General features: G+C 71.4%; 25 protein-coding genes and 1 riboswitch. Of the genes, 6 read left to right on the top strand and 19 right to left on the bottom strand.

Features of this window, described 5'->3' with window-relative positions; all coding sequences use genetic code 11:
• Positions 1-50 precede the first annotated feature (50 nt).
• Complete coding sequence (locus tag MRBLMG1_RS13440) at positions 51-803, bottom strand: MBL fold metallo-hydrolase (protein WP_367823982.1); 753 nt, start codon at positions 801-803, stop codon at positions 51-53.
• A 204-nt stretch (positions 804-1007) separates the two neighbouring features.
• Between MRBLMG1_RS13440 and MRBLMG1_RS13435 the strand changes: the two genes are divergently transcribed.
• Positions 1008-1493, top strand: coding sequence for a type II toxin-antitoxin system PemK/MazF family toxin (locus tag MRBLMG1_RS13435; protein WP_367823980.1), 486 nt, complete (start codon positions 1008-1010; stop codon positions 1491-1493).
• 105 nt (positions 1494-1598) lie between these two features.
• On the opposite strand, the gene MRBLMG1_RS13430 is transcribed toward MRBLMG1_RS13435, so the two are convergent.
• From MRBLMG1_RS13430 to MRBLMG1_RS13400, 7 genes are all read right to left on the bottom strand, one after another.
• Positions 1599-2549 (bottom strand): PLP-dependent cysteine synthase family protein, encoded by a 951-nt coding sequence (locus MRBLMG1_RS13430; RefSeq protein ID WP_367823978.1) that lies wholly within the window; start codon positions 2547-2549, stop codon positions 1599-1601.
• Between the two features lie 5 nt (positions 2550-2554).
• Positions 2555-2833, bottom strand: coding sequence for a MoaD/ThiS family protein (locus tag MRBLMG1_RS13425; RefSeq protein WP_367823976.1), 279 nt, complete (start codon positions 2831-2833; stop codon positions 2555-2557).
• A 102-nt stretch (positions 2834-2935) separates the two neighbouring features.
• Positions 2936-3052: a putative leader peptide gene (locus MRBLMG1_RS13420; protein ID WP_017237079.1), complete on the bottom strand. Its 117-nt coding sequence runs from the start codon at positions 3050-3052 to the stop codon at positions 2936-2938.
• 44 nt (positions 3053-3096) lie between these two features.
• A complete protein-coding gene (locus MRBLMG1_RS13415) occupies positions 3097-3882 on the bottom strand; it encodes an ABC transporter ATP-binding protein (RefSeq protein ID WP_367823973.1) in 786 nt (261 codons plus the stop codon).
• 31 nt (positions 3883-3913) lie between these two features.
• A complete protein-coding gene (locus MRBLMG1_RS13410) occupies positions 3914-4993 on the bottom strand; it encodes a FecCD family ABC transporter permease (protein WP_367823971.1) in 1080 nt (359 codons plus the stop codon).
• A complete protein-coding gene (locus MRBLMG1_RS13405) occupies positions 4990-5961 on the bottom strand; it encodes an ABC transporter substrate-binding protein (RefSeq protein WP_367823969.1) in 972 nt (323 codons plus the stop codon). The genes MRBLMG1_RS13410 and MRBLMG1_RS13405 overlap by 4 nt, the downstream gene beginning before the upstream one ends.
• A gap of 42 nt (positions 5962-6003) precedes the next feature.
• A riboswitch (cobalamin riboswitch) is annotated at positions 6004-6138 on the bottom strand.
• Positions 6131-6769, bottom strand: coding sequence for an HD domain-containing protein (locus MRBLMG1_RS13400; RefSeq protein WP_367823967.1), 639 nt, complete (start codon positions 6767-6769; stop codon positions 6131-6133). Its footprint overlaps the riboswitch before it by 8 nt.
• Positions 6770-6841: 72 nt before the next feature.
• Between MRBLMG1_RS13400 and MRBLMG1_RS13395 the strand changes: the two genes are divergently transcribed.
• The gene (locus MRBLMG1_RS13395; protein WP_367823965.1) at positions 6842-7795 is read left to right on the top strand and encodes a GlxA family transcriptional regulator; all 954 of its coding nucleotides are present in this window, start codon (positions 6842-6844) and stop codon (positions 7793-7795) included.
• On the opposite strand, the gene MRBLMG1_RS13390 is transcribed toward MRBLMG1_RS13395, so the two are convergent.
• From MRBLMG1_RS13390 to clpS, 4 genes are all read right to left on the bottom strand, one after another.
• Positions 7786-8211 carry a Mov34/MPN/PAD-1 family protein gene (locus tag MRBLMG1_RS13390; protein WP_367823963.1) on the bottom strand — a complete coding sequence of 142 codons (426 nt, stop codon included), beginning with the start codon at positions 8209-8211 and terminating at the stop codon, positions 7786-7788. The genes MRBLMG1_RS13395 and MRBLMG1_RS13390 overlap by 10 nt on opposite strands.
• Before the next feature lie 76 nt (positions 8212-8287).
• Positions 8288-9721 carry an amino acid permease gene (locus MRBLMG1_RS13385; protein WP_367823961.1) on the bottom strand — a complete coding sequence of 478 codons (1434 nt, stop codon included), beginning with the start codon at positions 9719-9721 and terminating at the stop codon, positions 8288-8290.
• Positions 9722-10042: 321 nt separating this feature from the next.
• Positions 10043-10627 (bottom strand): DUF2017 domain-containing protein, encoded by a 585-nt coding sequence (locus MRBLMG1_RS13380; RefSeq protein ID WP_367823959.1) that lies wholly within the window; start codon positions 10625-10627, stop codon positions 10043-10045.
• Positions 10627-10932 carry an ATP-dependent Clp protease adapter ClpS gene (gene clpS / locus MRBLMG1_RS13375; protein WP_367823957.1) on the bottom strand — a complete coding sequence of 102 codons (306 nt, stop codon included), beginning with the start codon at positions 10930-10932 and terminating at the stop codon, positions 10627-10629. The genes MRBLMG1_RS13380 and clpS overlap by 1 nt, the downstream gene beginning before the upstream one ends.
• A 115-nt stretch (positions 10933-11047) precedes the next feature.
• On the opposite strand from clpS, the gene MRBLMG1_RS13370 reads away from it, so the two are divergent.
• A complete protein-coding gene (locus MRBLMG1_RS13370; RefSeq protein ID WP_367823956.1) occupies positions 11048-12376 on the top strand; it encodes a nicotinate phosphoribosyltransferase in 1329 nt (442 codons plus the stop codon).
• A gap of 120 nt (positions 12377-12496) precedes the next feature.
• Positions 12497-13096 carry a nicotinamidase gene (locus MRBLMG1_RS13365; protein ID WP_367823954.1) on the top strand — a complete coding sequence of 200 codons (600 nt, stop codon included), beginning with the start codon at positions 12497-12499 and terminating at the stop codon, positions 13094-13096.
• Between the two features lie 29 nt (positions 13097-13125).
• On the opposite strand, the gene MRBLMG1_RS13360 is transcribed toward MRBLMG1_RS13365, so the two are convergent.
• From MRBLMG1_RS13360 to MRBLMG1_RS13350, 3 genes are all read right to left on the bottom strand, one after another.
• Positions 13126-13569, bottom strand: coding sequence for a DUF2267 domain-containing protein (locus MRBLMG1_RS13360; protein ID WP_367823952.1), 444 nt, complete (start codon positions 13567-13569; stop codon positions 13126-13128).
• Positions 13570-13639: 70 nt separating this feature from the next.
• Positions 13640-14035: a DUF2267 domain-containing protein gene (locus MRBLMG1_RS13355; RefSeq protein ID WP_367823950.1), complete on the bottom strand. Its 396-nt coding sequence runs from the start codon at positions 14033-14035 to the stop codon at positions 13640-13642.
• A gap of 98 nt (positions 14036-14133) precedes the next feature.
• The gene (locus tag MRBLMG1_RS13350; protein ID WP_367823948.1) at positions 14134-14565 is read right to left on the bottom strand and encodes an Hsp20/alpha crystallin family protein; all 432 of its coding nucleotides are present in this window, start codon (positions 14563-14565) and stop codon (positions 14134-14136) included.
• 128 nt (positions 14566-14693) lie between these two features.
• On the opposite strand from MRBLMG1_RS13350, the gene MRBLMG1_RS13345 reads away from it, so the two are divergent.
• The gene (locus MRBLMG1_RS13345) at positions 14694-15326 is read left to right on the top strand and encodes a type III effector protein (RefSeq protein WP_367823946.1); all 633 of its coding nucleotides are present in this window, start codon (positions 14694-14696) and stop codon (positions 15324-15326) included.
• Positions 15327-15370: 44 nt separating this feature from the next.
• Here the strand turns inward: MRBLMG1_RS13345 and MRBLMG1_RS13340 are convergent, their stop codons facing one another.
• Positions 15371-15682 (bottom strand): hypothetical protein, encoded by a 312-nt coding sequence (locus MRBLMG1_RS13340; protein WP_015033879.1) that lies wholly within the window; start codon positions 15680-15682, stop codon positions 15371-15373.
• 122 nt (positions 15683-15804) lie between these two features.
• The gene (locus tag MRBLMG1_RS13335; RefSeq protein WP_367823944.1) at positions 15805-18213 is read right to left on the bottom strand and encodes an immune inhibitor A domain-containing protein; all 2409 of its coding nucleotides are present in this window, start codon (positions 18211-18213) and stop codon (positions 15805-15807) included.
• 330 nt (positions 18214-18543) lie between these two features.
• Between MRBLMG1_RS13335 and MRBLMG1_RS13330 the strand changes: the two genes are divergently transcribed.
• Positions 18544-18822 (top strand): hypothetical protein, encoded by a 279-nt coding sequence (locus MRBLMG1_RS13330; RefSeq protein WP_367823943.1) that lies wholly within the window; start codon positions 18544-18546, stop codon positions 18820-18822.
• Between the two features lie 67 nt (positions 18823-18889).
• On the opposite strand, the gene MRBLMG1_RS13325 is transcribed toward MRBLMG1_RS13330, so the two are convergent.
• Positions 18890-19642 (bottom strand): RDD family protein, encoded by a 753-nt coding sequence (locus MRBLMG1_RS13325; protein WP_367823941.1) that lies wholly within the window; start codon positions 19640-19642, stop codon positions 18890-18892.
• 98 nt (positions 19643-19740) lie between these two features.
• On the bottom strand, positions 19741-20430 hold a 690-nt coding region (locus tag MRBLMG1_RS13320), incomplete at its 5' end, for an RDD family protein (protein ID WP_367823939.1).

Here is a 20430-nt window from a genome sequence, read left to right as displayed (position 1 = left end):
GGGGAAGGCCCCGGAACCCACAGGTTCCGGGGCCTTCCCCTTTTCCGTACTCAGACCTCGTACACCGCGCCCGGCCTGGCCAGCTCCGACGGGCCCCGGTAGAGCGCGCGGGCGTCCGCCAGGTTCTGCTCGCCGTCGGTCCACGGGGGGATGTGGGTGAGGACGAGGCGGCCGACGCGGGCGCGGGTCGCCTCGGCGCCGGCCTCGCGGCCGTTGAGGTGGAGGGCGGGGATGTCCTCCTTGCCGTGGGTGAAGGAGGCCTCGCAGAGGAAGAGGTCGGTGCCGTCGGCGAGGTCGTGGAGGGCTTCGCAGACGCCGGTGTCGCCGGAGTAGGTGAGCGAGCGGCCGCCGTGCTCGATCCGGATGCCGTACGCCTCGACCGGGTGGCAGACCTTCTCCGTACGGACGGAGAACGGGCCGATCTCGAAGCTGCCCGACTTCAGCGTGCGGAAGTCGAAGACCTCGCTCATCGACGTGGCGGACGGGGTGTCGGCGTACGCCGTGGTCAGCCGCTGCTCGGCGCCCTCCGGCGCGTAGACGGGGAGCGCGTCGCAGCGTCCGCCCTCGTGCCGGTAGTAGCGGGCGACGAAGTACCCGCACATGTCGATGCAGTGGTCCGCGTGCAGATGGCTGAGGAAGATCGCGTCGAGGTCGTACAGACCGATGTGTCGTTGCAGCTCGCCCAGGGCGCCGTTGCCCATGTCGAGGAGCAACCGGAAGCCGTCGGCCTCGACGAGGTAGCTCGAACAGGCCGAATCCGCGGACGGGAACGACCCGGAGCAACCGACGACGGTGAGCTTCATGGAGCGTGAACCTCCGTGGACGGGTACGGAAAGCGCGCTGAGGGAGGGGGGAGGCTGTGCGATCTGTCGAGCGTAAGGCGCACCCGGGCCTGTCGCTCCTTCGTGGTGGCCCGTTGTGGGCGAACTCACGGGCTCTGTCACCGGTTCGGATGGATGGCGGGCCGCTACGGCGAAGTGAACCGTGCGCCGGTACCTTCTTGAGGTATGGACACGTCGTGGTGGCCCGCGCTGGTCGCGGTCGTGGTGATCGCACTGGTGGTGGCGCTCGCCGGCGGATGGAAGCGGTCGTCGCGGCCCCCGCGCCGGGGACCGTCGGGGCGGACGCGTCCGCCGGCCCGTCCGCAGGCGCGGCCCGAGGGACCCCGGCGGGCTCCGGGGCGGGCGCCGCGGGCGGCCGAGATCTGGTGGGCGGACGTGCCCTTCGAGGACGGTCCCGGGTCGAAGGACCGGCCCTGTCTGGTGCTGTCGGTACGGGGGGACAGCGCGCTCGTCGCGAAGATCACCAGCAAGTACCACGACGAGCGGCCCGGGGTGATCGCGCTGCCGCCGGGGGCGGTGGGGGACGCGCAGGGGCGGCCGAGCTTCCTGGAGACGGACGAGCTGCGGGAGGTTCCCGTGGGGGATTTCCGGCGGAGAGCGGGACAGGCGGACCCGGTCCTCTGGGACCAGGTCCGCCACTTGGCGCGTTAGCGACTCACCGCGCCGGTGGAGGCGCCAGGGGCCTGGGCGCGACCGGCGCGCCGTCCGGTGTGCCCACCCGTTCCGCGCCCGGCGGACGACTGCCCGGAGCGGGGCCTACGCCCAGAGCTGGCCCTGGACCGTTTTGATGGCTTCTTCGGTGGTGGCCGCGGTGTAGAGGCCGGTCGAGAGGTACTTCCAGCCGCCGTCGGCGACGACGAAGGCGATGTCGGCGGACTCGCCGGCCTTGAGGGCCTTGTTGCCGACGCCGATGGCCGCGTGGAGGGCGGCGCCGGTGGAGACGCCGGCGAAGATTCCCTCCTGCTGGAGGAGTTCGCGGGTGCGGGTGACGGCGTCGGCGGAGCCGACGGAGAAGCGGGTGGTGAGGACGGAGGCGTCGTAGAGCTCGGGGACGAAGCCCTCGTCGAGGTTGCGGAGGCCGTAGACGAGGTCGTCGTAGCGCGGCTCGGCGGCGACGATCTTGACGTCGGGCTTGTGCTCGCGGAGGTAGCGGCCGACGCCCATCAGCGTGCCCGTCGTGCCGAGGCCGGCGACGAAGTGGGTGATGGAGGGGAGGTCGGCGAGGATCTCGGGCCCGGTGGTGGCGTAGTGGGCGCCCGCGTTGTCCGGGTTGCCGTACTGGTACAGCATCACCCAGGACGGGTTCTCGGCGGAGAGCTCCTTGGCGACGCGTACCGCCGTGTTGGAGCCGCCCGCCGCGGGGGACGAGATGATCTCCGCGCCCCACATGGCGAGCAGCTGACGACGCTCCTCGCTGGTGTTCTCGGGCATGACGCAGACGATGCGGTAGCCCTTGAGCTTGGCGGCCATGGCGAGGGAGATGCCGGTGTTGCCGCTGGTCGGCTCCAGGATGGTGCAGCCGGGGGTGAGCCGGCCGTCCTTCTCCGCCTGCTCGATCATGTGGAGCGCGGGGCGGTCCTTGACCGAGCCGGTCGGGTTGCGGTCCTCCAGCTTCGCCCAGATGCGGACGTCGTCCGAGGGCGAGAGCCGGGGGAGGCGGACCAGCGGCGTGTTGCCGACCGCGGCCAGCGAGGAGTCGTAGCGCATGTGGATCAGACCATGCCGCCGGCGACGGCCGGCAGGATCGTGACGCTGTCGCCGTCGGTGAGCTTGGTGTCGATGCCGTCGAGGAAGCGGACGTCCTCGTCGTTCAGGTAGACGTTGACGAAGCGGCGGAGCTTGCCGGCGTCGACGATGCGGGCCTCGATCCCGTTGTGGCGGGACTCCAGGTCGGCGAAGAGCTCGGCGAGGGTGTCACCGCTGCCCTCGACGGCCTTCTCGCCGTCGGTGTAGGTGCGGAGGATGGTCGGGATGCGGACCTCGATGGCCATGGCGTGGGCTCCTGTCGGAAGTGGCGTGGTGGGCGCGCTGCTGGGGCCCCGCGCGGAGGGGTCGTGCGGTGAGGTGCGCTCGGCCGGTCGTTCGGCGGTCGTTCAGAACGCGGCGCGGGTCGTACACATCGCGCTGGCGAGGCGGCACAGGTCGACGTGCAGGCGGCCTACGAGCATGACTGTGCCCGGAGTCTCTTCGCTCACGTCGTGGGAAACCATGGGCTCATCGTATCGATTCCCGGTCCGGGTTCCGGAATGTGATCTCACATGGTGGATGCTTCCTGACCGCCTGGCGGACTGTGCAGGTAGACGACGGTCGGGCTGCCGGTCCTGGGGTGCGGGATGACCTCGGCGTCCACCCCGTAGACGGCGTCGAGGAGGGCGGGGGTGAGGACCTCGGCGGGGGTGCCGCCGGTGACGATCCGGCCGCGTTCGAGGACGTAGAGGCGGTCGCAGTACGCCCCGGCGAGGTTGAGGTCGTGGAGGGCGAGCAGGTTGGTGGTGCCCAGGGTGCGGACGAGGCCGAGGACGTCGAGCTGGTGGCGGATGTCCAGGTGGTTGGTGGGTTCGTCGAGGACGAGGAGGGCCGGGTCCTGGACCAGGGCGCGGGCGACGAGGGCGCGTTGGCGTTCGCCGCCGGAGAGGGTGGGGTACGGGCGGTCGGCGAGGTCCGTGAGGCCGACGCGGGCGAGGGCGGCCGCCGTGTGCTCCCGGTCGGCGTCCGTGTCGCCCTCCCAGAACCGCTTGTGCGGGGAGCGGCCGAGGGCGACGAGTTCGCGGGCGGTGAGTTCGAACTCGGCGGCGGCGTCCTGCGGGACGGTGGCGACGCGGCGGGCGCGGGCCTTGGGGCCGAGGGCGCGGAGGTCGTCGCCGTCGAGCGTGGCGCGGCCCGAGGTGGGGGCGAGGGTGCCGTAGACGCAGCGCAGGAGGGTGGTCTTGCCGCTGCCGTTGGGGCCGATGAGGCCGACGGTCTCGCCGGGGCCGACGGTGAGGTCGACGGAGCGGAGGCGGTCCTCGTACGAGAGTCCGCGCAGGCGGAGCTCGGTCACGGGCGTGGTCCTTCCGGGCGGTGCGGCGCGGTCACAGGGGTGTTCCTTCGGGGCGGCGGCGCATCAGCCAGAGGAGGAAGGGGCCGCCGGTGAGGGCGGTGAGGACGCCGACGGGGATGTCCTGGGGTGCGGCGACGGTCCGGGCGCCGAGGTCGGCGAGGACGAGGGCGAGCGCGCCGCCGAGCGCGGCGACCGGCAGGAGGCGGCGGTGGGGGGCGCCGACGGCGAGGCGGGCGGCGTGCGGCGCCATCAGGCCGACGAAGCCGACGGCTCCGCTGGCCGCGACCATGACGGCGGTGACGAGGGAGGCGAGCACGAAGACGGCGGCGCGGAAGCGGGCGGTGTCGAGGCCGAGGACGGTGGCGCCCTCCTCGCCGGTGAGGAGCAGGTCGAGGGGGCGGGCGAGGGTGAGGAGGGCGGCGACGCCGAGGGCGAGGACGGCGGCGGGCAGGGCGAGGGTGTCCCAGCGGGCGCTGCCGAGGCCGCCGAGGGACCAGTACATGGCTTCCTGGAACTGTTCGGGGCGTCCGGCGACGACGAGGAGCAGGGTGGCGAGGGCGGAGAGGATGTACGAGACGGCGACGCCGGCGAGGAGGAGGCGGGCGCCGGTCATGGTCCCGCCGCGGCGCGCGAGCCCGTAGACGAGGACGAGTGCGAGCAGGGCGCCGGCGAAGGCTCCTGCGGGCAGGGCGAGGGTGGTGGTGACCCCTCCGCCGATGCCGAGGACCAGGACGAGGACGGCGCCGGCGGAGGCTCCGGAGGAGATCCCGAGGAGGAAGGGGTCGGCGAGCCGGTTGCGGACGAGGGCCTGGAGGACGGCGCCGACGACGGCGAGTCCGGCGCCGACGACGATGCCGAGGAGGACGCGGGGCAGTCGTACGTCGAGCACGATCGTGCGGTGCGGCGAGGGGGCCGCCCGCCCGGTCAGGGCGTCGAGGACGTGGCCGGGCGGGACGCGGACGGAGCCGAGCGCGAGGGAGGCGAGCGCGGCGGCGGCGAGGGCGAGGACGAGTCCGGTGACGACGAGGGCGTACCGGCCGGGGTGCGCGGGGCCGCGGCCGGGGGGTGCGGTGCGTACGGGGGTCGCGGCCGGGCGGAGGGCGGTGCTCACCGGGCGGGGTGGAGCTGGGCGGCCAGCTTGTCGACGGCGGCGGGGACGCGGACGCCGAGGACGGTGTCGGAGAGCGGCAGCACGGCGAAACGGTGGTTCCGGATCGCGGGGACGTCCTTGAGGGCGGGGTCGTCGAGGAGTCGCTTCTTCTTCTGTTCGACGGTGGTGGACCCGTAGTCGTAGATGACGATGACGTCCGGGCGGCGGTCGACGACCTGTTCCCAGGTGGCGTCGCCGAAGGCCTTGTCGAGGTCGGCGAAGACGTTCCGGCCGCCGGCGCGGGTGACGAGGTCGTTGCCGATGCCCTTGCCGCCGGCGGTGAAGGCGGTCTTGTCGCCGCTGTCGTAGACGAAGACGGAGACGGGCCGGGTGCCGTCGAGCCGCTTCTCCGTGGCGGCGACGGTGGCGCGGGCCTGCCGGATCCAGGTCTCGGCGCGGTCGGCGACGCCGAACGTCCGGCCCGTCTCACGGACTTCGCGGTAGAGGTCGTCGACGGTGGGCGAACCGGTGGGGCAGTACTCGGTGTTGAGGCGGGTCGCGATGCCGGAGCGCGCCAGGTCGTCGCGGCTCCGGCCGTCCTTCGCGGAGAAGGCGGAGGAGTAACCGCCGTACACGAAGTCGGGGTTCGCCGCGAGGAGGGCTTCCTTGGAGGGGTACTCCTTCGCGAGGACGGGCACGGTGCCGTACGCCTTGGCGTACGCGGGGAGGATCGCGTCGTCGAGGTAGGCGGTGCCGACGAGCGACTTCTCCAGGCCGAGCGCGAGCATGATCTCGGTGACGTGCTGGTTCATGGTGACCGCACGCCGGGGCGGGGCCTGGTAGGTGTGCGGCACACCGCAGTTGGTGACGGTGTACGGGAATCCGGCGGCGGGCTTCGCGGGTGGCGCGGCGGCCTCGGGGGCGGCCGAGCAGGCGGCGAGCAGCGGGATCAGGACGGCTGCGGACAGCAGCGGGCGACGCCAGGACACGGCGGAACGGGCCTCCTCCGGGGATTTCCACGTCCCCGATCGGTGGTGAGAAGGCGGCAGGTCAGTTCCTGGCTTCCGCCTCCCCGGGGGAGGCGGTCACAGTGGCGGGACCGTGCCGGATTCGCACCGGCTTCCTGGGTCCTGCCGCCTTTGGGTCCCGGCCAGTCTCTCACTCGGGCCAGGACGAGTCGCGGATGGTGGTCACGAAGTCGCCGGGGACGAAGCCGGGGGCGTAGTGGCGCAGGACGTCGGCCTTGACGTTGCCGAAGGTGGTCTCCGGCTTGGGGGCGATGCCGTCGGCGAAGGCCTCCAGGATGCGGCGCTTGAAGTCGGGGCGGGGGTGGGCGGCGACGATCGCGGCCCGGTCGCCGGGGCTGACGGCGGCGGGGTCGTCGTAGCCGATGCCGAGGACGTCGTACTCGACGCCGGCCGTGACGAGCGCGACCTCGGGCTCCATGAACTCCGGCACGCCGGGGGTGGTGTGGAGGGCGATGGCGGTCCAGACCCGGCGGACGGCGTCCTCGTCGGCGCCGTGGGCGCGGAGGAACGCGGCGGCCTCCTCGGCGCCGTCGACCTCGAAGCGGCGGCCGCTCCCCCGGTGCTTCTCGCCGAGGCCGAGGTCGTGGAACATCGCGCCGACGTAGAGCAGTTCGGCGTCGAAGGCGAGGCCGCGGGCGCGGCCCTGGAGGGCGCCGAAGAGGTAGACGCGGCGGGAGTGGTCGTAGATCAGCTCGCTCGTGGTGTCGCGGACGAGTTCGGTGGCGGCGGTGGCGAGGCCGCTGTCGGGGATCAGCGCGAGTGCGTTCATGGGACCAGCCTCGTCGCCGGGCCCGTACCCCCGCCATGTCCGTACGGACGGGTATCCCACAGAATCGGACACATGACGGTGCACACGGTGGTGGTGGCGGCTTTCGACGGTGTCCGGCTCCTGGACGTCTCGGCTCCCCTGGAGGTGTTCTCCACGGCGGGGTCGGGTTACGAGGTCCTGGTGTGTACGCCCGGCGGGCGGGACGTGCGGACGTCGTGCGGGCTGCGGATCGGGGCCGACGTGGCGGTGGCGGCGGTGACGGGCGCGGACACGCTGGTGGTGCCGGGGGCGGTGGACGTGGAGCTGTGCGTGGCGGCGGCTCCGGCCGTGGCGGGGCTCGCGGCGCGCTCGGGGCGGGTGGCGTCCGTGTGCACGGGGGCGTTCGCGCTGGGTGCGGCGGGGCTGCTGGCCGGGCGGCGGGCGACGACGCACTGGGAGCACGCGGCGGAGCTGGGGCGCCGGTTTCCGGAGGCGGTGGTGGATCCGGACGCGATCCACGTGCGGGACGGGGAGGTGTGGAGTTCGGCGGGGGTGACGGCCGGGATCGACCTGTGCCTGGCGCTGGTGGAGGAGGACCGGGGGCCGGAGGCGGCCCGTGCGGTGGCCAGGGACCTGGTGGTGTTCCTGCAGCGGCCGGGCGGCCAGTCGCAGTTCTCGGCCGCCTCGCGGACCCCTCCGACGGCGCATCCGGTGGTCCGGCCGCTCCTTGACGCGGTGGTGGCCGATCCGGCGGCGGACCACAGTGCTCCGGTGCTCGCGCGGCGGGCGGGGGTGAGCGCCCGGCATCTGACCCGGTTGTTCCGGGAGCAGGTGGGGGCGACGCCGGCGGGGTACGTGGAGCGGGTGCGGGTGGAGGCGGCCCGGATGCTCCTGGAGGGCGGGGCGAGCGTGACGGGGGCGGCGGCGCGGAGCGGTCTGGGGAGCGACGAGACGCTGCGGAGGGCGTTCGCCCGGCATTTCGGGGTGACGCCCTCCGCCTATCTGGCGCGGTTCCGCACGACGTCGGCGGGCGCGTCCTACGCGTAGGCCTCGACGATCTCGACGTCCTCTTCGGTCACGACGCCTTCGACGATGGTGAAGGAGCGGAACTGGAAGGGGCCGGCGCCGTCGGTGTCGGCGGTGGAGACGAGGACGTAGTGGGCGTGCGGCTCGTTGGCGTACGAGATGTCCGTGCGGGACGGGTAGGCCTCGGTGGCGGTGTGCGAGTGGTAGACGATGACGGGCTCCTCGTCGCGGTCGTCCATGTCGCGGTAGAGCTTGAGGAGGTCCGCGGAGTCGAACTCGTAGAAGGTGGGCGAGCGGGCGGCGTTCAGCATGGGGATGAACCGCTCGGGGCGGCCGCTGCCGGCCGGGCCGGCGACCACGCCGCAGGCCTCGTCGGGGTGGTCCGCGCGGGAGTGTTCCACGATCTGGTCGTACAGGGCCCGGGTGATGGTCAGCATGCCGACAGGATAAGCAGACGGGCCGCCCCGTACCGAGGAGTGGTACGGGACGGCCCGGATGCTGGACGCGGGTCGCTCAGGAGCGCTTGGCGAAGGCCGCGCCCTCGGGGTTGCGGGCCTTGAGGACCAGGTAGGAGACGGCGAGGACGAGGCCCCAGACGGGCGCGCCGTACAGCGCGACGCGGTTGTCCTTGTCCATGCCCATGGTCACGATGACCATGGTGATGAAGGCGAGCGAGAAGGCGCTGAACCAGATGCCGCCCGGCGCCTTGAACGGCGACTGCGGGAGCTCGCCCCGGTCGGCCTTGATCCGGTAGCGGATCTGGCAGATCAGGATGACGATCCAGGCCCACATGCCGGAGATGGTGGCGAAGGAGACGACGTAGTTGAACGCCTCGCCGGGCCACTGGTAGTTGATCCAGACGCCGACCGTCATCAGCGCGGCGGAGACCGTGGTGCCGACGAGCGGGGTGCCGGACTTGGTCAGCTTGGTGAAGGCCTTCGGGCCCTGGCCGTTGAGCGCGAGGTCGCGCAGCATGCGGCCGGTGGAGTACATGCCCGAGTTGCAGGACGACAGGGCCGCCGTGAGGACGACGAAGTTGACGATGGCGGCGCCGACGCCGAGGCCCATCTTCTCGAAGGCCGCGACGAACGGGCTGACGCCCGGCTTGAACTCGGTCCACGGGACGACCGACAGGATCATGATCAGCGCGCCGACGTAGAAGACGGCGATGCGCCACGGCACGGTGTTGATCGCCTTCGGCAGGACCGTCTTCGGGTCCTTGGACTCGCCCGCGGTGACGCCGACGAGCTCGACGGCGAGGAACGCGAACATGACCATCTGGAGGGTCATCAGGGTCGAGCCGATGCCGTCCTCGCCGGCGAAGAAGCCGCCGAGGTCCCACAGGTGGGTGACGGAGGCGGTGTCGCCGGCGTCGGAGAAGCCGAGGGTGAGGATGCCGGCGCAGATCAGGATCATGCCGACGATCGCGGTGACCTTGACCATGGAGAACCAGAACTCGAGCTCACCGAAGAGCTTCACGGAGATCAGGTTGGCGCCGTAGAGGATCACGGTGAAGACGAGGGCGGAGAGCCACTGGGGGATGTCCCACCAGTACGTCATGTAGGTCGCGGCGGCGGTGACCTCGGTGATGCCGGTGACGACCCAGAAGAGCCAGTAGGTCCAGCCGGTCGCGAAGCCCGCGAACGGGCCGATGAACTCCCGGGCGTACTCCGAGAAGGAGCCCGAGACCGGGCGGTACATGAGGAGCTCGCCGAGTGCCCGCATGATGAAGAAGATGACGAGGCCCGCGATGGCGTACGCGAGGATCAGGCTCGGTCCCGCGATGGAGATGCCCTTGCCCGCACCGAGGAACAGTCCGGTGCCGATGGCGCCGCCGATCGCGATCATCTGGATCTGGCGGGCGCCGAGTGCCCGGTGGTAGCCCTCGCCCGATGCGGAGTCCTCGGCCTCGTTGCCGTCGTGCTGCTTGACCTGCACTGAGGTCATGGTGGTGCGCCTTTCTCCATACCGATCCGCGCGACTGCGAGTGCGTCTGCTGCGGATCAGTTCCTGATCCCCCCGGATGTGGATGGAGTGCCACCGGCGGTCAGCCGGTCCAAGCGCCCTCGGGAACAGGGGTGGCGTCCCCGAGCGGTCGTGAAGATTTATCACGGGGTGGGGGGCGATCGAGGGAGTTGGGAGTGGTCTGCGCCACATAAAAATGGGGACAAAGGGAATTCAAGATGACACGGCGGACGCTCTGATAACGCATTCGTTATCCGGATTTGAGCGTCCGCTGAGCGAACAACCGCCGTCGGGGAGAACCCGCTACGGCATCAGGGTCATGACGAGGGACTCCTGGAGCGCCCCCAGCCAGAGGTACGCCATCACCATCGGCTTGCGCGGGTCGGAGTCCGGCAGCCGGTACAGCTGCTCGCTCTCGTCGTCGTCCGTGACGTCGAGGCGGGTCCCGATGGTCAGCCGGAGGTCGTTGAGCGCGCCGAGCCAGGCCCGGGACTCGTCCGGGGTCAGCTTCAGGACCGCCCCGCCCTCGCCCTCCGCGTCGACGGAGAGCCCGTCCAGGGCGCGGACCACCACGAGGGCGTCCTCGCGCTTGCGGGCCCGCAGGTCGTTCTCGGTGTAGCGGCGGAAGTCGGACGCGGCCGCCCGCAGCTCCTCGCTGGCGTCGCCGTACGCGTCGGGGAAGAGGCGCTTGAGCGCGGGGTCGGACGGCGGCTCGCTCGGCCCCTCGGAGAACAGCGCGGCCAGCGGGTCGGCGTCCGCCGCCGGCTCGTCGCCCGGCCCGATCAGCTCCATGAGCTGGACGGCGAGGGAGCGCAGGATGGAGATCTCGACGTCGTCGAGCGCGACGGCGGCGCCACCGCCGGGCAGGGACTCGAAGTGGCCGGCCATCAGAAGCGGTCCTGGGTGAGGGTCGCCCAGAGGCCGTAGCCGTGCATCGCCTGCACGTCGCGTTCCATCTCCTCGCGGGTGCCGCTGGAGACCACCGCGCGGCCCTTGTTGTGCACGTCGAGCATCAGCTTGTGCGCCTTGTGCTTGGAGTAGTTGAAGTACGACTGGAAGACGTACTCCACGTAGCTCATCAGGTTGACCGGATCGTTGTGCACGAGGGTCACCCACGGCACGTCGGGTTCGACGACCGCGGAGACCTCCTCGGCGGATTCCGTACGTTCGATCTCAATAGGCGCGACGCTCACTCACCCCATGTTGTCACCCCTGGGCGCCCGTCGCACAAACGGGGCGCGCCCTCGGCGGAGGACATCCGGCGATAGAAATCGTCACTCTGACGATTTCTGCGCTAGCATCGCTGACATGAACGCTGCGGACCTTGGGCTGCCGGTGGACGTGCCGTCGACCGCGCTCTTCACCGATCAGTACGAGCTGACCATGCTCCAGGCGGCCCTGCGGGCCGGAACCGCCGACCGGCGCTCCGTCTTCGAGGTCTTCACCCGGCGACTGCCCGAGGGGCGCCGCTACGGCGTCGTCGCGGGCGTCGGACGGGTCCTCGACGCCGTCGAGAACTTCCGGTTCGACCCCGCCGTCCTGGGCTTCCTGCGCGAGCGCGGCATCGTCGACGAGCCGACCCTGGAGTGGCTGGCCCGCTACCGCTTCTCCGGCGACATCTGGGGCTACCCCGAGGGCGAGGTGTACTTCCCCGGCTCGCCCGTGCTGCGCGTCGAGGGCTCCTTCGCCGAGTGCGTGCTCCTGGAGACGGTGATCCTCTCCATCCTCAACCACGACTCGGCCATCGCCGCGGCCGCGTCCCGCATGTCGGCCGCGGCCGGCGGCCGGCGCCTGATCGAGATGGGCGCCCGGCGCACCCACGAGCTGGCGGCCGTCTCCGCCTCCCGCGCCGCCTTCGTCGGCGGCTTCGACGCCACCTCGGACCTCGCGGCCGGCTTCCGCTACGGCATCCCGACCGTCGGCACCTCCGCCCACGCCTTCACCCTGCTCCACGACAGCGAGCGGGACGCCTTCCGGGCCCAGGTCGAGACCCTGGGGCGCGGGACGACCCTGCTCGTCGACACCTACGACGTGGCCGAGGCCGTCCGGACCGCCGTCGACGTGGCCGGGCCCGAGCTCGGGGCCGTCCGCATCGACTCCGGCGACCTGCTGCTCGTCGCCCACCGGGTGCGGGCGCAGCTCGACGAGCTGGGCGCGCGCGACACGCGGATCGTGGTCACCTCGGACCTCGACGAGTACGCCATCGCCTCGCTCGCGGCGGCCCCGGTCGACGCGTACGGGGTGGGGACGCAGCTGGTGACCGGCAGCGGCCACCCGACCTGCTCCATGGTCTACAAGCTGGTGGCGCGGGCCGCGTCGGCCGACCTGAAGGCGCCCCTGGTGCCGGTCGCCAAGAAGTCCCTGGGCGGCAAGGCGTCGGTCGCCGGCCGCAAGTGGGCGGCCCGGCGCCCGGACGCGTACGGGGTCCCCGAGGCGGAGGTCGTGGGCACCGGCGCCGTCCCGCCGGAGCTCGCCGACCACCAGCTCCTGGTCGAGCTGGTCAAGGGTGGTGACGTGGTGGCCCGGGAGCCCCTGGAGGCGGCCAGGTCGCGGCACATCGCGGCCCGCGCCGCGCTGCCGATGTCGGCCCTGCAGCTCTCCCGGGGCGAGCCGGTGCTGCCGACGGAATACCTGTAGGAGCTCCGGAGCACTCCGGAGGACCTCGGGGACGCCCCCTCCCGCCGGGAGGGGGAAGTCTCTAGGCTCGGACCCGTCCCCGAGACCCCACCCCCATTAGACGCGCTAAGGACACCCGCCATGCACCGCGCATTGATCGTTGTGGACGTGCAGAACGACTTCTGCGAGGGCGGCAGCCTCGCGGTGACGGGCGGCGCGGACGTCGCCGCCGCCATCACCGACCTGGTCGGCCAGACGGCGGGCACCTCCTACCGGCACGTGGTCGCCACCCGCGACCACCACGTCGACCCGGGCGCGCACTTCGCGCCGGCCGGTGAGGACCCGGACTACGTGTCCTCGTGGCCGGTGCACTGCGTGGCCGGGACGGAGGGCGTCGGCTTCCACCCGAACTTCGCGCCCGCCGTCGCCAGCGGCGCCATCGACGCCGTCTTCGACAAGGGCGCGTACTCCGCCGCGTACAGCGGCTTCGAGGGGCGCGACGAGAACGGCGAGACGCTCGCGGAGTGGCTGCGCGACCGGGACGTCACCGAGGTCGACGTGGTCGGGATCGCCACCGACCACTGCGTGCGGGCGACGGCCCTGGACGCGGCGCGGGAGGGCTTCCGGACCCTGGTGCTGCTCGACCTGACGGCGGGCGTCGCCAAGGAGACCACGGACCGCGCCCTCGAAGAGCTCCGGACGGCGGGCGTGGAGCTGACCGGCAAGCCGGTCGTCGCCTGAGGTCCTTCCGGCGCGCGGCCCGGACGGGCCTACGCGGCGGACACGAGTTCGGCACGGCCGAACAGCAGGGCGTAGCCCGTGGGGAGCCGGCCCAGGATCCGGGTGACGAGGTCGGGGCCGGCATGGGCGGCGACGGCCGAGAAGACGGATCCCGTGTCCCAGCGGGCGGCTGCCGGGGAGGCGCCGGTGCGGGCGGCGAGGTCCTTGACGAAGGCCCAACCGGTGAGGGGTTCGATGTCGGGGACCTGCGCGGTCAGGACGCGGGCCGCCTCCAAGGGCAGCGAGGCGGCGAGATCGACGCGCTCGTCGCCGACCAGCTGGCGCCCCAGACCCGCGAGGACCAGGCGGACGGCTTCGTCGGCCCGCTCGCGCGTGGGGTAGGCGCCTTCGTAACGGACCTTCTCCAGCATCTGCTCGTACGCCGTCCCGTACGGCTGCCGGTGCTCAAGCGGTACGCGCGCGTCGGAGATCATTGCGGTGCATGCCTTTCGTGGAGCAGGAGTGGGTGGTGCCCCTCGGGTGCGGCGCCACCCGTCCGGGTCGTCAGGTGGGCTGGGGGCGGCCGAAGAGGAGGTCGTAGCCGACGGGCAGTTGGAGCAGGATCTGCCCCAGCAGGTCGTCGCCGACCACGTCGGCGACGGTGGACAGCACGGCGCTGACGTCCCATGCCGCGGTCCGCTCGGTGGCGCCCTCGATCCAGGCGGCGGTCGCCCGGACGAACCGTTCCGGGGGGAGCGGTTCGGCGCTCTGCAGCGGGTTGAGCAGGATCAGGGCGAAGCCCTCCGGCAGCCGCGCCGCGAGATGGGCGCGGACGTCGCCGACCAGATGCGCGCCGAGCAGGGCGAGCACCACACGGGCCGCGCGCTCGGCTTCCTCGGTTGTGTCGTATGCGCCGCGTTCCTTCACGTCGTCGAGGAACGCTTCGCGTCGCGGACTCATCTCGGCCGCCCCCTTCTCCTCTTCGGACTGCCCACGGGGTGCGGAGGGCGGGGCGAGGGGAGATCAGGTGCCCGCCCTCCGCACGGGTCCGGCCGGTGTCAGCCGGAGATCTCCTTGCGGTCGGAACCGACGCCGATGGAGATCTTGCGGGGCTTGGCGCGCTCGGAGATCGGGATGCGCAGGGTGAGCACGCCCGCGTCGTAGTCGGCCTTGATGCGCTCGGTGTCGAGGGTGTCGGCGAGCACGAACTGGCGGGAGAAGACCCCCAGCGGCCGTTCGGACAGCTCCATCTGCACGTCGTCGGCCTTCGCCGTCGGCCGGCGCTCGGCCTTGACGGTGAGCATGTTCCGCTCGACGTCGATGTCGATCGCGTCGGCGCTGACACCGGGAAGGTCGAAGGCCACGACGTACTCGTCGCCTTCGCGGTAGGCGTCCATCGGCATCGCGGACGGGCGGGACCAGGTGCCCGGGCCCATCAGCTGCTGCGCCAGCCGGTCCAGCTCACGGAAGGGGTCAGTGCGCATCAACATCGTGAAAACACCTCCAGCAGGTTCAGGCAGTTGCTGCCAATGCGCTTCACTGACACCGTTGTAACATGTCATCCAATGGATGACAAACACGATGTCGTCGACATGATGACGGCTTGAGGGAGGTGCCCGTGACCCCTGCCGAGCAACGACCCACGACCGGCACGAACGCCTGCGGCCCGGCGTCGTTCCTCGCCGCCGCGGCGGCCCTGACGGCCATAGGCGACGCCTTGCGCGACGCTCAGCGGGACTCCCCGGACGCACAGGAGGATCCCGGGCCCGGGACGGAGCAGGCCCTGGCCTCCCTGACGCTGTTGCGGCAGGTGCGCGAGCAGCTCGCCGGATGGGAGACCGGCCTGATCGAGACCGCCCGCGACGCGGGCGCCAGCTGGGCGGACCTCGCCGACCCCCTCGGCGTCGCGAGCCGCCAGGCGGCCGAACGCCGCTATCTGCGGGGCCGCCCCGGCCCGGCCGGGACCACCGGCGAGCAGCGCGTGACGGCCACCCGTCAGGCCCGGGCCGCGGAACGCACCACGGCCACCTGGGCCCGTACGAACGCCGCGGACCTGCGCCGCCTCGCGGGCCAGATCACCGCGCTCACCGACCTTCCCGCGGCCGCCCGCCGACCGCTCGGCGAGCTCCACGCGGCCCTCGCCCACGACGACCCGGCCGATCTCATCGCCCCTCTGGCCGCCGCCCGCCCCCACCTGACCTCCGCCCACGCCGACCTCGCCGCCCGGATCGACACCCTCACGTCCCGCTGAGACGCGTTCGAGGACCGCGGCCGCCGCCGGTCGGGCCGGGCCGCCTACGCCGCGGGCTCTCGCGGGAGGGACCGTACGGGGTGCCAGAGCTCCTGTGCGGCGCCCGGGGTCGATCTCCACAGCAGGCCGTCGGGGTGGTGCAGGACGGCCGTGATCTCGTCCGGGGTGGGCGGTTCGCTGTTGCCGCGGAGGTAGACCGCCCGCAGGCCGAGGTTCCGCAGCCTGGTCAGGGCGCGGGCACGGTTCGCGGCGTGCACCAGGAAGCGGACCGTGGCGCCGTCGCGGGCCGGGCTCGGCAGCCCTATCGCGACGACCACGCTGCCGCCCGGCAGCTTGCAGAACCCTCCGTTGGGCATGCGAAACCACTCCCCCGTGGATCAGATGTCAATAAGAAAAGCGTCAGAGGCACCTAAACACGATCGGCCGCCGCCCGCTAGGGGGCGACGGCCGATCACGCTTTGACCTGCAGTTTTACTACTTACTTCGAGGCCGGACCCACCTGGACCGTGATCGTCTGGCCATCCTTCGGCTCCTTGACGACCTGGATCTTGGTGTTGGTGTCAGTTACCTGGACACCGGCACGCGGGGTCTCGGCGAACCAGTAGACACCGTTGCGGTCGTCGAAGGTCGGGTTGCCGGCCTGGGACGGGACCCAGGTGCCGACGCCCTTGTTGTGAAGCTGGAAGCCGTCCGTGCGGGACAGGCTGAACGGCGAGTCGTACGCCTGGACGCGGTTGCGCATCAGGGTGCCGTCGGACCACTTCAGCGGGCTCGGGTGCGCGTCGATCGGGAGGACCAGACCGGCGCCCGGGTGCTGCGAGGTGTTGTTGTCCTTCTGGGACAGGTCCCACTTCCAGATCAGCAGGCCGTTCTGGTACGGGTAGTGCTCGACCCAGCCGGACTTGTCACCCGTGAAACCGAAGTTGTACGGGCCGACCTTGAGGGTCGAGTCGTACGAGACGTACTGGCGGTTCTCCGCGATGTAGTACTGCTCGTACTCCTTGGTGAAGCCCTTCGCGATCCGCGAGAAGCCCTTCGACACCCAGCCGTTGTCACCGTTCTCGGCGTTGTCCGAGAAGACGGTGGCACCGTCGGCGGTCAGCGTGATGGCGTCGGCGGTGAAGCCCTTGCCGCCCGCGCCGCCGTCCGTCTGGTAGCGGAAGCGGAGGTCGAACTTCTTGCCCGCGTAGGCGCCCAGGTTGTAGACGAGCTTCTTGTGCGCGCCGGAGACGTCGGTCAGCGCCGGGGCGCCGGAGGCGTCCTTCGGGATGGCCACGCCGTCGGCGGTGCCGTCCAGGGCGGTCCAGTTGGCGCCGCCGTCGGTCGACACCTCGGTGTAGAGGTAGTCGTAGTCGAGCTCGATGTCGTACCAGCCCTGGAGCTCCAGGGAGGCGGACGTCTTGCCCGTGAGGTCGACGGAGCGGGTCAGGGTGTTCTTGAGGTCGTCACCCATGTTGCTCCACCACTGCGAAGCACCCTCGGCGGGCGCGACGACGTCGGTGGTGACCTGCTTCTTCGGCAGCTCGACGAGGAGCGCCTGCGGGTTCTTCGTGTTGTACTCCGAGACGCCCAGCTTGTGGGTGGTCTTGGTGGAGCGCTGCCAGTCGTTGACCTTGGCGTAGTTCAGCCAGCCGAGCTGGAGCTTGTCCCAGGCGGTCATGTCGCCGGGCAGGTCGCCGATGGCGTCCTTGCCCTGGCCGAGCCAGGAACCGGACGACATGAGGGTCCAGAACCCGGTGGAGTTCTCGCCGCCCGAGGTGTCGTAGTGGTCCGGCAGACCGAGGTCGTGGCCGTACTCGTGCGCGAAGACGCCGAGGCCGCCGTTCTCCGGCTGCATCGTGTAGTCGCCGACCCAGATGCCGGTGTCACCGATCGGGGTGCCGCCGGCCTTGTTGTTCGACGGGCCGGTCTTGCCCGCGTTGGTGCCGTAGGCGTACCAGCGGTGGGCCCACAGGGCGTTGGTGCCCTCGGCGCCGCCGCCGGCCGACTCGTCCTCGCCCGCGTGCACGAGCTGGAAGTGGTCGATGTAGCCGTCGGCCTCGTTGAAGTTGCCGTCGCCGTCGAAGTCGTAGCGGTCCCACTGGTCGTACGTCGCCAGCTGGGCCTTGATCTGGGCGTCGGTCTGGCCCTTGGCCTTCTGGTCCGCGACCCAGGCGTTGAGACCGTCGCGGACGGTGTCCCAGACGTTGGCGCAGTTGGTCTGGCCGCAGTAGTTCGAGCCGTAACGGGCCTCGTTGTACGGGACCTTGACCCAGTCGGAGACCGTGCCGTCGACCGAGTAGCGGCCGGACGAGGTCTTCTCGTAGTAGGTCTTCAGCGACTGCTTGGGCTGTCCCTTGGCGTCCTTGCCGGTGCCGAAGTACAGGTCCTGGAAGTGCTGCTGGTTGTAGTCAGCCTGCCAGGCCGTGGAGTTGTCGTTCGCACGGTCGGGCTTGGCTATCGCGTTGTGCAACGGGCCGGGCGTGCCGCCGTACTTCGGCTTCAGGTCCGGCGTGTCGTCGTCCTTGCGGTCGACCAGGGTGGTGTTGTCCACCTGGTTGCCGAACTCGACGAGGATGGTGAAGATCTTGTCGGTCTTCTCGCGGCCCAGCTCGACGTACTTCTTGCTGCCGAGCTTGACGACCTGAGAGCCGCCGCGGTTCTCGACCTTGGCCTCGCCGTTGAGCACCTGCTCCAGAGCGGCCTTGCGCTGCTGGTCCTGCTGCTCGCTGAACGGACCTTCGAGGTCGTGGTCGACCGTCGTCTTGTCGACGGTCTGGATGCCGGCCGGCTCCACGCTTCCGTGGTTGTCGGCCCAGGCGGTGGTGAAGGTCGAGGCGGTGGCGGCGGTGGCCGCGAGCGCCACGACGACTGCGGACGCTCTGATCGCCCGTCGTCTGTTGGTCACTTGATGTGTTCCTCCCCGGCGCCCGCCGCCCTCGGACCGAATGGTGGGGTGTCCGTCCGGCGGGGTCGCGCGTCACAAGTGACGACATTCGACCGGAGTGAGACAAGAAAAGACAGATCTTGACTTGCACAGACCAAGTGCACTATGCGGGAGCCGGATTCCGATATCCGGACGCCCAGGAGGCGCATCCCGGCCGAGAATTGGGCATCTCGTGACCCTGTGCGCCCCCCGTGCACCGACGCCGTGGGTAAGGTCACGCTTACTTCCGACCCCGCTCGGGCATCCACCGTCATAGAGTCGAACCGATGTCCTGAGAGGGCGGTACCCGTCATGCAGCGTCCGAACGCCGCTCAGCTCGCCTACGGTTCGGCCACCGTCGTCTTCACGACCGTCGCCCTGCTGCTGCTCTCGCGTGTGACGACGACCCTCGGCATCGCGGTGATCTGCGTCACCGGACTCCTGATCGGCATGCTCGTGGCGGTGACGATGCCCGCACGGACGAGGCCCGTCAAGAGCCCCGCCGAGGTTCCCGCACCCCCCGGAAACGAGACGATCCGCGTACCGGCTCCGCGCGTGGGCGCGGGGGCCGATACCCGGATCGGTTCGTGACGCTTCGTCCGTTCCCGTAGGCGTACACATCCGCGCACTCGCGCGCGTACCCGGACGAACGGGTCGCCTACCGCAGGACCGAGACCACCACCGTCTTCGCCGCCTTGTCGTGCAGACCCTGCTTGTACGGCTTGTCGACCAGGATCAGGATCAGCAGCAGCAGCGGCCACAGGCAGGCGCAGCAGATCAGCGCGGGCAGCCAGAGGACGACGGCCCGGAGCAGCGACTGGCTCATCGGGGGCGTCGAGCCGTCGTTGAGCATCGCGACCCGCAGCTTCATCAGCTTCTTGCCGAGCGTCTGGCCGTTCTTGGCCACCATCACCGTGTCGTACGCCACGTACGCGACGATCGTGATGAGCTGGAAGACCAGCTGGCTGCCGCCGTTGAAGCTGTTGACCGTGTCCCCGAAGTCGTTGCCGTCCCGGGTCGCCCGCTCGTAGATGTCGAACGGGATACCGATGATCGCGAGCGGAATCGCGATGATCACCCAGTCGACGAGCCGCGCCAGGATGCGCCGCCCCGAGTCCGCGAGCGGCGGCATCCCGGAGAGCGGATCCGTCCCGCCGTACCCCCCGCCGTAGCCACTCCCGTACGGGGGCGGGGGCGGAGGCATGTTGTCGTACGGGGAGCCGTACGGGCTCCCGGGCGGCGGCCCGCCCGGCGGCGGTCCACCGGGGGGCGGTCCACCAGGGGGCGGCTCACCGGGAGGCGGTCCACCGGGGGGTGGCTGGCCTGCGGAGGGGGGCGGGGGCTCCTGCGGCCTCTTGAGGAACGGGTCCTCCTCGGGCGGCTGGCCGGGCGGCGGCTGGTCGTTGCTCATGGGGGCAGTGCATCCCGGGGGCGACGACCCCGCAAAAGATCGTCGCCCGTTCGGGGGACGGCCCGCGGTGGGGGCCGGGGGGAGTTTTCGGACGGGGCTTAGCGGGCCACGAAGGTGCGGGCCGCCTTGTCGTGCCAGCACTGGCGCCACGGGCGGTCGAAGAGGCACCACAGGACGTTGAGGACGCCGATGACCAGGAGCCCGAGGACGCTGTAGAGGAGCCAGCGGACGAGGGCCTTCCCGAACCTCGGCGGCTGGTGCGCCTCGATGTCCCGCACTTCGAGACCGCACAGCTTCTTGCCCAGGGTGCGGCCCCACTTGGCGGTCGGCAGCGCCTCGTACAGGATGCCGAGCACGAACAGCGCGGCCAGCGCGATGCCGAACTGGACGGCGGTCGTCGAGTCCAGCAGCCAGACCTGGACGGTGACACCGGACTGCCGGGCCGCCTCGATCTTTCCGTCGATGTGGTCGAGGGCCGCGGTCACGAACGGGAACGAGGCCCCGCCGACCAGCGCTCCGAGGACCACGGTGTCGATCAGCCGCGCCGTCAGACGCCTGCCGAGCCCCGCCGGCCGGGCCGCCGCCTGCTCACGGGCCGCCTGCTGGAACACGTCCTCGACGGGCGGCTTCCAGGGGACGACGGGCTGTTGCTGCTCCTGCTGCTGCGGCTGCGGCTGCTGCTGCGGCTGCTGTGCCCAGGAGGGCGTCGCGGGGGTGGCCGCGGGCGCGGGCGCGTGCGCGGGGGCGGCCGCGGGGGCCGGAGCCGACTGCGCGGGCTGGGGGCGGGG

Source organism: Streptomyces sp. LMG1-1-1.1 (genome assembly GCF_040815545.1).
Lineage (GTDB): Bacteria > Actinomycetota > Actinomycetes > Streptomycetales > Streptomycetaceae > Streptomyces.
This window is presented reverse-complemented; position numbering and strand designations above follow the sequence as displayed.